At 71.8% G+C, this 13,630-nt stretch carries 10 protein-coding genes; 4 read left to right on the top strand and 6 right to left on the bottom strand.

The window, feature by feature from the left end:
- Positions 1 to 191: 191 nt before the first annotated feature.
- Positions 192 to 1,070, bottom strand: coding sequence for a L,D-transpeptidase family protein (locus ACFPZJ_RS17135; RefSeq protein WP_381021999.1), 879 nt, complete (start codon positions 1,068 to 1,070; stop codon positions 192 to 194).
- A gap of 264 nt (positions 1,071 to 1,334) precedes the next feature.
- On the opposite strand from ACFPZJ_RS17135, the gene ACFPZJ_RS17130 reads away from it, so the two are divergent.
- Complete coding sequence (locus ACFPZJ_RS17130; protein WP_381021997.1) at positions 1,335 to 2,915, top strand: acyl-CoA mutase large subunit family protein; 1,581 nt, start codon at positions 1,335 to 1,337, stop codon at positions 2,913 to 2,915.
- Between the two features lie 44 nt (positions 2,916 to 2,959).
- Here the strand turns inward: ACFPZJ_RS17130 and ACFPZJ_RS17125 are convergent, their stop codons facing one another.
- Complete coding sequence (locus tag ACFPZJ_RS17125; protein WP_381021995.1) at positions 2,960 to 3,859, bottom strand: class I SAM-dependent methyltransferase; 900 nt, start codon at positions 3,857 to 3,859, stop codon at positions 2,960 to 2,962.
- 79 nt (positions 3,860 to 3,938) lie between these two features.
- Complete coding sequence (locus ACFPZJ_RS17120; protein WP_381021994.1) at positions 3,939 to 5,060, bottom strand: acyltransferase family protein; 1,122 nt, start codon at positions 5,058 to 5,060, stop codon at positions 3,939 to 3,941.
- 282 nt (positions 5,061 to 5,342) lie between these two features.
- Between ACFPZJ_RS17120 and ACFPZJ_RS17115 the strand changes: the two genes are divergently transcribed.
- From ACFPZJ_RS17115 to ACFPZJ_RS17105, 3 genes are read left to right on the top strand one after another with little or no spacing between them, the layout of a single operon-like run.
- Complete coding sequence (locus ACFPZJ_RS17115) at positions 5,343 to 6,812, top strand: glycosyltransferase family 29 protein (protein WP_381021993.1); 1,470 nt, start codon at positions 5,343 to 5,345, stop codon at positions 6,810 to 6,812.
- A complete protein-coding gene (locus ACFPZJ_RS17110) occupies positions 6,809 to 9,145 on the top strand; it encodes a glycosyltransferase (RefSeq protein WP_381021991.1) in 2,337 nt (778 codons plus the stop codon). Before ACFPZJ_RS17115 ends, ACFPZJ_RS17110 begins: the two co-directional genes overlap by 4 nt.
- Before the next feature lie 3 nt (positions 9,146 to 9,148).
- On the top strand, positions 9,149 to 10,870 hold the full coding sequence (locus ACFPZJ_RS17105; protein WP_381021989.1) for a hypothetical protein: 1,722 nt from the start codon (positions 9,149 to 9,151) through the stop codon (positions 10,868 to 10,870).
- Here ACFPZJ_RS17105 and ACFPZJ_RS17100 read toward each other — a convergent pair.
- Genes ACFPZJ_RS17100 through ACFPZJ_RS17090 form a run of 3 tightly spaced genes read right to left on the bottom strand, consistent with a single transcriptional unit; the run spans position 10,842 to position 13,526 of the window.
- Positions 10,842 to 12,104 carry an NAD(P)/FAD-dependent oxidoreductase gene (locus tag ACFPZJ_RS17100; protein WP_381021988.1) on the bottom strand — a complete coding sequence of 421 codons (1,263 nt, stop codon included), beginning with the start codon at positions 12,102 to 12,104 and terminating at the stop codon, positions 10,842 to 10,844. The genes ACFPZJ_RS17105 and ACFPZJ_RS17100 overlap by 29 nt on opposite strands.
- On the bottom strand, positions 12,101 to 12,511 hold the full coding sequence (locus ACFPZJ_RS17095) for a GtrA family protein (protein WP_381021987.1): 411 nt from the start codon (positions 12,509 to 12,511) through the stop codon (positions 12,101 to 12,103). Before ACFPZJ_RS17095 ends, ACFPZJ_RS17100 begins: the two co-directional genes overlap by 4 nt.
- Entirely contained in the window at positions 12,498 to 13,526 is a 1,029-nt protein-coding gene (locus ACFPZJ_RS17090) for a glycosyltransferase family 2 protein (RefSeq protein WP_381021986.1), read from the bottom strand. The genes ACFPZJ_RS17095 and ACFPZJ_RS17090 overlap by 14 nt, the downstream gene beginning before the upstream one ends.
- Between the last annotated feature and the right edge of the window lie 104 nt (positions 13,527 to 13,630).

Raw genomic sequence — 13,630 nt, 5'->3', positions numbered from 1 at the left:
CTTGTTCCTTAGAAATTTCTTCGGCGAGGGTGTGACGTTTTCGGCCGCCGCGGCGCAGTAATGAGTGAGCCGACTGGTCATCGGCTGTCGCACGGAGCCGGGGTTCCCCCCGTACCCACGGCTCGTGCACTTGGCGCGGGCGGGACACGTTCCCCCGGTCCCGCCCGCGCCCCGCATCCCACCGCCCGGTCTCACCAGTGGACGACGACCTTGTCGCCGTTCCTCACCTGCGCGTAGAGATCCGCGATCGCCGCCTCGTCCCCGACGTTGACGCAGCCGTGCGAGGCGCCGGCGTAGCCGCGGGCGGCGAAGTCGGGGCTGAAGTGCACCGCCTGGCCGCCGCTGAAGAACATCGCGTACGGCATGGGCGAGTCGTACAGCGTCGACCAGTGGTCGCGGGACTTCCAGTAGACCCGGAACACCCCCTCACGGGTCGGGGTGTACTCCGAGCCGAAGCGCACCGCCATCGTCGACAGGGTCCGCCCGTCCACCATCCAGCGCAGCGTCCGGCTCGACTTGCTGACGCACAGCACCCGGCCGGTCAGGCAGCGCGGGTCCGGCCGGTCGGCCGGCTGGCCGCCCATCAGGTACAGCTCCCACCTGCCCGGCTCGCGCGTCATCCCCACCAGCCGCTGCCAGGTGACGGTGTCGGCCTCACCGGTCCGCGGCAGCCCGCGCTTGCCCTGGAACCCCCGGACCGCCTCCTGCGTCCGCTCGTCGTACGTCCCCGTGGGCCCGTGGAGGAGCCAGGCGACCTGGCGCAGCCGGGCCTGGAGTTCACGGACGTCGCGGCCGGTGTCGCCACGGGACCACAGGACGCGGGCCGGTGCCGGCGGCGGCGCCAACTTCGGCCCGCCCGCGGAGGGCCGGCCGCCGTCGGAGCCACGGCTGCCCTCGGAGGGCCGGCCGTCGTAACGGGCCCCGGGCGGTGTCGGCGTACCGCTCGGGATCTCGATGCGCACCGGCGACCGGCGCTCGCCGTCCCCGCCGGCGGTCTGCACCGTGCAGCCGGTCACCGCGGCCAGCGCCACTGAGGCGGCCAACGCCCTGCCCATGCCCGTGGTCCGCATACAGCCCCCACCATCTCGCCGGTGCGCCCGGGTGTCACCGGACATCTACCCCGGACGGGCCCGCCCGCGAACCCGGCGGCATTGCGGTGGCCGCTGCCACGGTGGAGGCTGTGAGCGAGGTCCCATCGCGGCTGTGAGCAAGCTCCCAGCGTGCGCCCCTCCACCGGGTGCACGGCCACCGCTACAGTCCGTCGAAGGGTCGGTCTGTACTGGCGAGTAACTGGCGAGTAACTCGAGCAACTGCTCAGCGGGAGGCATCACACCATGGCGCGCGAGTCGGAGTCCGGTCTGCCCATCGAGCCGGTCTACGGGCCGGAGGTGCTGGAGGGCTGGGACCCGGCCGAGAAGCTGGGTGAGCCCGGGCAGTACCCGTACACCCGCGGTGTGTACCCGACGATGTACACCGGCCGGCCCTGGACGATGCGCCAGTACGCCGGTTTCGGCACGGCGGTGGAGTCCAACGCCCGCTACAAGCAGCTGATCGCCAACGGCACGATGGGCCTGTCGGTCGCCTTCGACCTGCCCACCCAGATGGGCCACGACTCCGACGCCCCGATCGCGCACGGCGAGGTCGGCAAGGTCGGCGTCGCCATCGACTCGATCGACGACATGCGGGTGCTGTTCGACGGGATCCCGCTGGACAAGGTCTCCACGTCGATGACGATCAACGCGCCCGCCGCCCTCCTGCTGCTCCTGTACCAACTGGTGGCCGAGGAGCAGGGCGTCAGCGCCGACAAGCTGACCGGCACGATCCAGAACGACGTGCTCAAGGAGTACATCGCCCGCGGCACCTACATCTTCCCGCCCAAGCCGTCCCTGCGCCTGATCGCCGACATCTTCAAGTACTGCAAGGCCGAGATCCCGAAGTGGAACACGATCTCGATCTCCGGCTACCACATGGCCGAGGCGGGCGCCTCACCGGCGCAGGAGATCGCGTTCACGCTGGCGGACGGCATCGAGTACGTGCGCACGGCGGTGGCGGCCGGCATGGACGTCGACGACTTCGCCCCCCGCCTGTCGTTCTTCTTCGTCGCCCGTACGACGATCCTGGAGGAGGTCGCCAAGTTCCGCGCGGCCCGCCGGATCTGGGCCAGGGTGATGCGCGAGGAGTTCGGGGCGAAGAACCCCAAGTCGTGGATGCTGCGGTTCCACACGCAGACGGCCGGGGTGCAGCTGACCGCGCAGCAGCCCGAGGTGAACCTGGTCCGGGTGGCGGTCCAGGCGCTCGCGGCGGTGCTGGGCGGCACCCAGTCGCTGCACACCAACTCCTTCGACGAGGCCATCGCGCTGCCCACCGACAAGTCCGCGCGCCTGGCGCTGCGCACCCAGCAGGTGCTGGCCTACGAGACCGATGTGACGGCGACCGTCGACCCCTTCGCGGGCTCCTACGTCATCGAGAAGATGACCGACGAGGTCGAGGCGGCCGCGCGGGAGCTGATGGAGAAGGTCGAGGACCTCGGCGGCGCCGTCAACGCCATCGAGCACGGCTTCCAGAAGCAGGAGATCGAGCGCAGCGCCTACCGCATCGCCCAGGAGACCGACTCCGGCGAGCGGGTCGTGGTCGGCGTCAACCGCTTCCAGCTCGACGAGGAGGAGCCGTACGAGCCGCTGCGCGTCGACCCGGCCATCGAGGCCCAGCAGGCCGAACGCCTGGCCAAGCTGCGCGCCGAGCGCGACCAGGCGGCCGTGGACGCCGCCCTGGACGCGCTGCGGAAGGCCGCCGAGGGCGAGGACAACGTCCTGTACCCGATGAAGGACGCCCTGCGCGCCCGGGCCACCGTCGGCGAGGTGTGCAACGCGCTGCGGGAGGTCTGGGGGACGTACGTGCCGAGCGACGCCTTCTGAGCGACGGCGAAGGCCCGGCCCGCGGGCCGGGCCGGCTCGTGCGGCTACGGTCGGCCCGCGCGTGCCCGCCGTACCGCCCGCGTCACCACCGGCGGCAGCAGGTCCGTGGCGAGGCGGCGGGCCCGGGAGCGCTCCGGGCGGGCGGACGGCCGGGGCACCGGGACCGGCTGCGGCGCCGGTGCGGTGTAATGGCGGGAGCGGGGGAAGGGCGGGGGCTGCACACGCCTGGCGTGGGTGCGGATCAGACGGTGGCCGGCGGCCCACTGGACGCTCAGGCCGCAGTCGTCGCGCCCCTCGAGCATGGTGAGCAGCTCTTCCTGGATCGGTTCGGGGTCGCCCCAGGTTCCGTACAGCTTCTGCGTGCTGAGGCAGAGCGGGCGCAGGCCCCGGTTGAGCACGGCCTCCCACACGGCGACGGAGACGCCCGGGGTGTGCTCGGAGCGGAAGTCGTCGAGGACGACCACGCCCTCGGGCAGCAGGATGTCGCGGGTCGCGCCGATGTCGCCGTGCACGTGCTCGTACAGGTGCGAGGCGTCGATGTGGACGAAGCGGCAGGTGCGGGGGGCGACGTGCGAGGAGATCACGGAGCTCGGGCCCTGGATCACCGTCGGCAGGGTGTCGTGGAAGGACAGGTAGTTGCGTTCGAACGCCTGCCGGGTGAGGGAGGCGTACGACTTGGAGGTCTCGGCCTTGTTGGCGTCGTCCGGGGCCTCGCTCTCGAACAGGTCGCAGACCGTGAACGTCTCGCCGTCGCGCAGGTGGCGGCCCATCAGGATCGCGCTCTTGCCGAGGTAGGCGCCGAGTTCCAGCAGATCGCCGCGCAGCCCGTTCGCCTCCTGCCGTTCGAGGAACCAGGTGAACAGCACCTGGTCGAGCGGCGGGAACCAGCCGGGGACGTCGGCGAGGGTGCCCGGGTACGTGTCGGTGGCTTGTGCGTTGGCCATGAGGGGAGCCTGCTCGGCGCGGCCCGAAAAAACTGTCATCGGACTGAACGTGTCGTGAAGATGCCCGCGCGAACGGGTGTCAGCGCGGCTTCGACAGCGCCGACCGCAGCCGCGGCGTCAGCGGCGTCTCCACGTACCGGTGCAGCAGCCAGGCCAGCGCCAGCATCGACGCGACCGTCAGGACGAACACCGCCGCCGACGGCAGACCCAGCCCGATGTGCAGCGCGTGGATCACCACCCAGCCGAGGTGCTCGTGCACTAGGTAGAACGGGTACGTCAGCGCGCCCGCCACCGTCAGCCAGCGCCAGTTCGCCCGGTTCAGCCAACCCAGCGCGATCGCCGCGACCGCCACGAACCCGAACGTCACCACGAGGACGATCCCGAACGAGGAGCGGTAGGAGAAGCCGCCCGCGTCCGGCGCGTGCCACAGCCCCTTGACCGCGTAGTGCTGCCCGATCAGCCAGCTCACCGCCACGATGCCCCAGGCGTGGGCGTCCCTGCGGTCGCGGTGGACGAGGTACAGGCCGATGCCGCCGATGAAGAACGGCGCGTACTCGGGCATCAGCACCAGGTCGAGCAGCGGCTCGTTCGCGGCCTCGGCGATCACGGCCGCCAGCGTCCAGCCCGCGCAGAACATGACCACGCGCTGCCTGCTCGCACCCGGCAGCACGACGCACAGCGCGAACAGCGCGTAGAAGCGGATCTCCGCCCACAGCGTCCAGCACACCCCGAGCACCCGGTCCACGCCCAGCGGCATCTGCAGCATCGTCAGGTTCACCAGCGCGTCGCTGGGCGACACCGCCTCGTAGGCGACCACCGGCAGCGCGAACACCGCCGTCACCAGGATCACCGCCACCCAGTACGCCGGCAGCAGGCGGGAGGCGCGGGAGGCGAAGAACGACCGCAGGGGCCGGCCCCAGCCGCTCATGCAGATCACGAACCCGCTGATGACGAAGAACACCTGGACGCCGAGGCAGCCGTAGGCGAAGAACTGGTGCAGCGTCGGGAACTGGTCCTTGGGGGAGCTGCCCCACGCCTCGGTGACCTCGCCGCCGCGCCCGCCGTAGTGGTACGCCGCCACCATCAGCGCGGCGACCAGCCGCAGCCCGTCCAGGGCGCGCAGCCGCGTCTCACGGCGTGGCCGTACGGGCCGCGTCGGCACGATGACGTCGGGAGCCGGGCGGACGGTCGTGCTGGTCACGGAGAATCCCCTCGCGGGTGGTCCTGCGGTGCTGCTCTTCCGGTGGACGCGGCAGCACATTCCTGTGGGCGCGGCGGTGCGTGTCTGTGGGCGCAACACACGTTAATCCGCGCCACGGAGGGGGCTTGGTTGACGGCCCAACGATTCGCCGCCTGGTCCCGACGAGTTCACCGGGGCGTCGTTTTCGGTTTCTAGATTTTCCCAACATCCCCCCACGGTGCGGTAAACGCGGCCGTAGCAGCCGCAACATCAGCATGCCTTCGGCACAAGACCAGGAGTGTCATGACGACGGTCCAGAACAGACGGGCACGCGCGGGCGGGGGGGAACTGGACGAGTGTGTGCGGGCCTGTGCGGTGCACAGCGGCAAACTCGTCGGCAGTCTCGACCGGCGGCGCACCGAACTCGCCGAGCAGTTGCGCAAGTTGCTGGTGGTGTGCAGCACCACCGCGGGCACGGCCACTGCGGCGCCCGCCCCGGCCGGTGGAGCGGCCGCCCTGCTCAAGCGTGCCGTCAAGGGCGCCGCGGCGCCCGCCCCGGCCCTCTCCAACGAGCTGCTCGACGCGCTCCTCGCCGTCGCCAACAAGGCCCTGGAGTGCGGCTACGACGACGAGCTGAACCTCGCCCTCGTCATCAGTGACACCGTCCTCGCGCAGCGCAGGAACTCCCGCGCCGGCTGGCGGCTGCGCGCCCGCCTGCTGGAGGCCGTGGGCGACGAGGCCGGGGCCGTGGAGGCGTACGAGCGCTACCTCGGCCTCACCGACGACGACGGCTTCGGTGTGCGCGCCCGGGTCGCCGGACTGCGCCACGCGGCCGAGAAGGAGCGCGACCTGCTGGCCCTGCTGGAGCGGCAGTGCCCGCGCGCCGCCGAGTTCGCCGGCGGTCCCGCCACCGACGTGTGGGCCGAGGGCCTCGCCGCGCACGCCGTCGGCGACTGGGCCGAGGCCGAACCGCGCCTGGTGGGTGCGCTTCTCCACCTGGCCGGGCAGGACGCGCCGGTCGCCGACCGGCAGGAACTCCTCAGCCAGTACCTCGACCTGCGCACCGCCGTGCCCGGTGTGGACCTGCCGGCCCTCACCGAGGCCCTCGCCCTCTACGCCGAGCAGCGCCGTGCCCGTATGCGCGGGCCCGTCGCCGACCCGACGATCGGCGGCGTGCGGTGGATCAGCCTCGGCGAGTTCCGCAACCAGATCGCCGGCAAGTCGATCTGCCTGGTCGCCAACTCCGGGCGGGTCGGCGCCAGTTCGATGGGCGCCGAGATCGACGCCTACGACCTCGTGGTGCGCTTCAACTCGTACCGGATCGACCCGCGGCACACCGGCAGCCGTACCGACATCCACGCCACCATCCACAAGCACGGCTTCAACTGGGACAAGCCCGTCACCACCCGGCTCGTCTTCGGCGGCGTCTCCGGCGACTGGAAGTGGTCGCTGCGCACCCGCCTCGTCCCCGGCGCCCAGCAGAACCTGGGCGACGAGTCGCTGCGCTGGCCCGTCCGCGCCATCGGCAGACTCGGCACGGACGCCTGGTCGGGCATTCCGACCACCGGTTTCAACATGCTGTGGCTGCTGGACTTCCTGGACGTCAGCCCCACCCTCGACCTGATCGGCTTCGACTTCTACGAGTCCGGCGCCTACCGCGTCCAGGAAGCCATGAAGATGCCCGTCACGTCCGTGCACGAATACACCAGCGAGAAGGACTGGGTCATGCAGCGGGCCCAGCGCGTGACCGACATGAGGATATCCCTGCGATGACCACCACCTTCCCGGCCGGGAGCGCCTCCGCGCAGCACCCGGCGGCGGCCTCCGCGCACGCGCTGACCGGCAAGCGCCGCATCGCCTTCGCGAGTTACGTCGACGAGAACTACCTGCCCGGCTTCCTCGTCCTGCTGCGCAGCCTCGCCCTGTCCAACCCGGGCGTGTGCGAGGACTTCGTCGTCCTGTACGACGACCTGCGCCCCGCCTCCGTCGCCCGGATCCGCGCCCTGCACCCGCGCATCGTGCTGCGCCGCGTGAACGCCGGGCACTACGACTCCTACGTCAAGGGCGACCAGGACAACTACCTGGTCCGCAAGGCGTACTTCATCCTCGACGTGTTCCGGCTGCGCGAGTACGACACCGTCGTCACCCTCGACACGGACATGGTCGTCCTCGGAGACCTGGGCGAACTGCTCAAGCTGCGCGAGGGGCTGGCGGCCGTGCCGCAGTTCTTCTACGGCCGGCACAAACTCAACTCCGGGCTGCTGGTCATCCAGCGCGAGTACCTCACCGACGCGTTCTGCGCCAGGCTCGACGCGACCGGCCGCAGCGGCGACTACGAGCTCGACAAGCACGACCAGGGCATCCTCAACGCCGTCCTGGACGGCGACTTCGTCCGGCTCGACGCCCGCTACAACTTCGTCAAGCGGCGCCTGTCCGGCGACCTGCCGGTCCCCGAGGACACCGCGATCCTGCACTTCACCGGCCGCCACAAGCCCTGGCAGGGCGGCGAGGCAGGGTACAGCCAGGCAGAGGAGCGCTGGCGGGCGTACGAGATGTCCGACGCGGACTTCCACGCCGCGTACCTGGCCCTCGGCGGCACCCTCCACCACGACCTGCTCGTGCACTACGGCACCCCGCACGTGAAGCGCACCGGCGACGTCGAGAGCGCCCGCAAGGTGGCCGCCGCGCACATCGCGGCCGGCGAGTACCAGCAGGCCGTCGACCTGCTGTCCGCGGTGCGCATCCCGCTCGACGAGGCCTGGCCGCACGAGGTGCTCGGCCACGCCCTGATGAGCGTCTCCCGCTACGAGGAGGCCAGGGCGCAGCTACTGCTGGCCACGGCCGCCCCCAACCGGGCCGCCACCGCCTACGCCCGGCTCGCCCAGATCTCCTGGGTGCACGGCGACAACACCGAGGCCCTCAGGTACGCCACGGCCGGCCTGTCCGTCGACCCCACCCACCGGGCGAGCCGCCTGTGGGCGCAGCGCGCCGCCGCCGTCCCCGCCCAGGAACAGGGCAGCCCCGACGACCAGCTCGCGCACGTCGCCTTCTACATGGACCGGCAGGGCAACGCGGGCGACAAACTGCTCCCGGAGACCGTGCGGCTCGGCTTCGGCGCGGACACCACCAGCCGCCGCTGGCACTCCGTCCACGCCCACCGCCTCTTCGACCGGGCCGCCCTGGAGCGGGTCAACGCCCGGCGCGGCCTGGTCATCGGCGGTGGCGGACTGTTCATCCCGGACACCATGCCCAACGGCAACAGCGCCTGGCAGTGGAACGTCCCCGACGAGCACCTGCGCGCCGTCGACGTGCCGATCATGGTGTACGCGGTCGGCTTCAACGCCTTCGACGGGCAGTCGTACCGCGCGGAGAGGTTCAACTCCAGCCTGCGGCTGCTGGTGGAGAAGTCCGCGTTCTTCGGGCTGCGCAACCACGGCTCCATCGAGAAGGTCCGCGCGCTGCTGCCGCCGCGGCTGCGCGACAAGGTCCGCTTCCAGCCCTGCCCCACCACGGTCACCCGCCAGCTGCTCCCCGGCTGGAGCGACCCGGCGTACCGCGAGGACACCGTGCTGCTCAACGCGGCCTACGACCGGGCGGGCCTGCGCTTCGGGCACGACTACGGCCACTTCCTCGCCGAGATCGCCAAGGCCGTCCGGGCGATCGGCGCGCACACCGAGGTCCGGTGCGCAGCGCACTCCCTGGACGACGAGCGCCTCGCCTTCGACCTGCGCCGCGAGCACGGCGTGTCGCTGCCCGTGATCCCGATGTACGACTTCGACAACGACGCGATCCGGGAGACCTACGCCAAGACCCGGCTGGTCATCGGCATGCGCGGCCACGCCGGCATGATCCCCTTCGGCGTCGGCACGCCCATCGTCAGCCTGATCTCGCACCCGAAGATGGCGTACTTCCTGAACGACATCGAACGCCCCGAGTGGGGTGTCTCGGTGCACGACCGCAACCTCGGCGCGGTACTCACGGAGAAGGCGGTCGCCATGCTGGACCGGCACGCGGAGACGGTCGCGGACGTCCACGACCGGCAGCGGCTGCTGTGGAAGGTGACGGAGACGAACGCGGCCGAACTGCGGGCGCTGCTGGGCGGCTGATCCATGGCCGCCCTCCGCGCCGACGGACCGCCCGCCGCTCGGCCCCGCACGGGCGGACGCCGGTCACCGCTGTGGTGGCCGGTTGTCGCCCTGCCCGCGGCGGCGGCCGTGGCGTACGCCGTGCTCACCCGGCGGCTGACCGGGGACCTGCACTACGTCCTCGGCGCCCTGCGCACGGGCGGGGCCGCCGGGTACTCGCCGTCGGAGGTCTTCACCCACCGCCCGTTCTTCTACCGGTGGTTCCTGGCCGGTCTGGACGCGCTGTCCTTCGGCGGGACCGTCGTACGGGAGACGGTGCTGGAGGCGGCGGGCGCGCTGCTCGCCGCCGCCGCGGCCTACGCGCTGTACGCCGCCCTGCTGCGCCGGACCACCGGCCGGGAGGCTGCCCTCACGGCGGGCGCGGTCGGACTCGCGCTCGCCCTGGCCCCGCGCACCGACTTCCTCCAGCCGGAGTGGGCGGCGGTGCTGCTGACGGTGCTCGGTGTGGCTGCGGCGCTCGGCGTGTCCCGGCCGTGGCCGGCGGCCCTGCTCGGCGCGCTGCCGCTGGCGTTCGCGGTGATGATGAAGTACTCCACCGCGGCCACGGCCGTGATCGGTGTGCTGTTCGTGTACGCCGTCGACCGGGGCCGCGCCGTACGGCTCGCGCTGCCGGCGGTTCTCGGGGCGGTGGCCCTGTTCGGGCTGAGCGTGCTGGCCGGGTCCCACGAGTGGCAGTGGACCGAGGACATGCCGCGGATCAACCAGTCGGCGCTCGGCCGCACCGGGCTGGACGTGCCGGCCGCCCTCGACCGCTCCGTGGACTTCCTGGCCGACCGGGCCGTGCTCAGTGCGGTGCTGCTGCTCCTGCCGGGCGCGCTGCTGCTGGTGGTCGCCCGCGTGCGGGGGTGGGCGAGGCGCGCCGAACTGCTGTTCGTCGCGGCGGCCGTGGGGCTCGGCGCGCTGGCCGTCGTGATCGTCCAGGGCAACTGGTTCCTGTATCACGGAGCCCAGCTGCCGGTGCTCGCCGCCGCCGTGTGGGGGCTCGCGGTCGGCGGCGCGCGCCGCCGACCGCCGTGGTGCTTCGGGACGGCCTCGGCGCTGTGCGGTGTGCTGCCGGTGCTGTACGCCCGAGCGCCGGGGGACGTCCAGCGGCCGGGCCTGGTCTGGGCGACGGGGGCCGTGGTGACGTTCGCGGCGCTCGTGGACGCCCTGACCGAGACCCGTCCGCCGCGCGGCCCGCGCCGGGCGTGGCCGGCCACGCTGATCGCCCTGGCGGGGGTGGTGTGCCTGTCCGGCGGCATGTGGCCCGGCTCCCCGCATCTGGTGCAGCGCGGCACGGTCACGATGACCGGCGCCGGCTACCTGGACGGCATGCGCCGCACCCAGGAGGACGCCGAGCGGCTGCGGGCGAGGATGCCCGACGGCGCGCCGGTCCTCTACCTCGCCTTCGGCGACACGACGTACTACGTCGGCCACCCGGCGCGCTGCCGCTACCCGATCGCCACGTTCCTCCAGCGCAGCCGCTTCCTCCCGGACGTCGCCGGGCTGCCGTCCTTCCGGGAGAACGCCGACTGCGTCGACCACGACCCGGCCCCGTACGCGATCCTGGACCGGGCCTGGTTCCGACCGGGCAGGGTCGACCCGGCGCTGTGGCGGAGGATCACGGCGGTGTACGACTGCCCGGCCGCGAGCGCCGGGTGGAAGACGGTCCTGTGCGTCAGCCGCGCAGCCCGAGCGATGCGGTGACCTCGCGTGCCAGCGCCACGGCGTAGTTCTGGCCCCGGTCCTGCGGATAGATCTGCGCCATCGTCGCCAGCGTGACCCGGCTCATCGGCGTCTCGTGGCCGGGGATCAGCGAGCGGTAGCCGGGCGTCACCACCGGCTGGGCGAACCCGGCCTTCGAGAAGTGCCAGTTGTCGATCCAGGACTCGTCGAAGGCCGGGTTGATCCGCCGCAGATACGGCAGGAACGCCGTCAGCAGCTCGGCGGGCTCCGTCGTGAACCGCCAGTCGTCGCGCTCCACGTAGTTGCCCACGTAGAGGATGTGCCGGCCGCCGTACACGGACGGGTCGATCATGCGGGTGTGCTCGACCACCGCCAGGAACGGGAAGTCCGGCTCGTTGATGTTGAGCCAGTAGTACGGGATCACACTGCGGTCCAGCTCCAGTACGAAGCAGGTGGCCCCCAGGTACTGGTTCTTCCACACCGTGTCGTCGGCGGGCAGCCCGGCGGCCCGCGCGAAGACCGGCTGCGGGGTGGTGACGATCAGCCGGTCGAACGCGTAGGACGAACCGTCGGCGCACCGCACCAGGACGGTGCCGTCCTGCCGGACGGACTCCACCGCCTTGCCGAACTCCACCTTGCCGCCGCGCTCCTGCACACCGTCCCGCAGCGCCGCGTACACCCGCTCGAACCCACCGTCCACATAACCCAGTTCGAACGTACGGCAGTGGATCCGCGCCCACAGCCACGCCATCGACACCTGCTCGGCCCGCTCGCCGAACTTGCCGCGCAGCAGCGGCTCCCAGATCGCCGCCGTCGCCCTCCGGCCTGCCCAGCGGCGCAGCCACGCCAGCGCCGTACGGTCGCTGAACCGCTCCCCGTTCCGCACCGCCTTGAGCACCGCCGACGACCCCGCGAACCGCACCGCGTCCAGCGGCGAGAACTCAGGGAAGCGCAGCATGTCCGCCGGCGTGGTGAAGTCGATCAGTCTGCCGCCGCGGAAGATGCCCGTCGTCGGCCGGTGGAACCGCAGCGCGTGCCCGAGCCCCAGCTCCTCGATCAGCGCGATCATGTCCCGGTCGCTGCGGAAGACGTGGTGGTAGTAGCGCTCCAGCGGTACGCCCCCCACCTCCAGTGATGCGGCGAGACCGCCCAGTTCGCGTGCCGCCTCCAGGACGGTGACCTGGTGGCCGGCGCGTACGGCGTCCCAGGCGGCGGTCAGGCCCGTGGCACCCGCGCCGACGATGCCGAGGTTCATCCGAAACTCCACTTTCTGTTGAGCGCGAACTGCAGCGCCAGGACCGGCGGCAGCGAGGCCGCCTTGACGAGGTCGGCGTCGATCCCCAGCGCGTCGGTGAAGACGAGGAACAGCAGGAAAGTCAGGGCGAGTCCGGTCAGCCCGACGGCGTGGAAACGCAGGAGCCGCACGACGATCCGGTCCCGCCGGTCGAAGGTGAACAGCGCGTTGAGCACGAAGTTGTTGGTGGTGCCGAGGGTGGTGCCGATGACGTTGGCGAGCTGCTCGTGCAGCCCCGCCGCGTTGTGCAGGAACAGGAAGACCAGGAGATCCAGCGCCACACCGCTGCCGCCGATCAGGGTGTAACGGGCCAGCTGGCGCACCGTCCGCGAGGGGACCGCCCCGGCCGGATGCTCAGTCGTCGTCACGGGACGCGTCCCCCCGGTCCGCGCCGATCACCTCGCGCACCAGGTACAGCGGCCGCCCCTGTGCCTCGCGGTGGATGCGCCCCACGTACGCGCCGATCACCCCGAGCGACAGCATCTGGGTGCCGCCCAGGAACAGCACCACGACCATCAGCATCGTCCAGCCGGAAACGGTGATCTCGGGCCGGAAAAACTTCATGAACAGCGCGTAGGCGATGCCGAGCAGGGACAGCAGCAGCACCACGAAGCCGAGCCGGGTGATCAGCCGCAGCGGCACCGTGGAGAAGCCGGTCACCCCGTCGACCGCGAGGCGGGCCATCTTGCGCAGCGGGTACTTGGTCTCGCCCGTGAACCGTTCGTCGCGGTCGAAGGCCACCTCGGTCTGGCGGAAGCCCATCGAGGCGACGATGCCGCGCACGAAGCGGCTGCGCTCGCGGTACCTGCGCAGCTCGTCGGCGACCCGCCGGTCCAGGAGCCGGAAGTCCCCCGTGTCCAGGGGGATGTCGACCTCGGCGGCGGAGCGCAGGGCGCGGTAGTACAGGTGCGCGGTGGCGCGTTTGAACGCGGAGTCCTGCCGGGTGCGCCGCCGGGCGTGCACGATCTCGGCGCCGGCCCGCCAGGCGTCGATCAGCTCCAGGCTGACGCGCGGCGGGTCCTGGAGGTCGGTGTCCATGACGATCACCGCGTCGCCGGTGGCGAGGTCGAGGCCCGCGGTGATGGCGAGCTGGTGGCCGAAGTTGCGGGCGAAGTCGACGACGCGGACCCGCCGGTCCCGTTCCGCGACGTCCCTGAGGATCGCCAGCGACCCGTCGCAGGAGCCGTCGTTGACGTACACCAGCTCGTAGTCGAACTCCGGGCGCCCGGCGAGCGCGGCGGTCAGCTCGGCGTGGAAGGCGGCGATGCCGTCCTGCTCGTTGTAGACCGGCAGCACGTACGAGATCAGCGGCCTCGGCTCCGGCGGCGCGAGCCGGACCGGAGCCGGGGCGGGAGCGGGCCGGCGGATGTCCTGCTGGGTCATCTCGGTCCGCCCGCGGAGTCGAGCGGTGTGCGGCCGGACGGTACTCGGGAGAACGCTGCTCGAAGCATTGGAGGACGCTATGGAGGTTCCGTGAACCCCGGCCG

It is taken from the genome of Streptomyces bullii (genome assembly GCF_042657145.1).
GTDB classification, from domain to species: Bacteria; Actinomycetota; Actinomycetes; order Streptomycetales; family Streptomycetaceae; genus Streptomyces; species Streptomyces bullii.
This window is presented reverse-complemented; position numbering and strand designations above follow the sequence as displayed.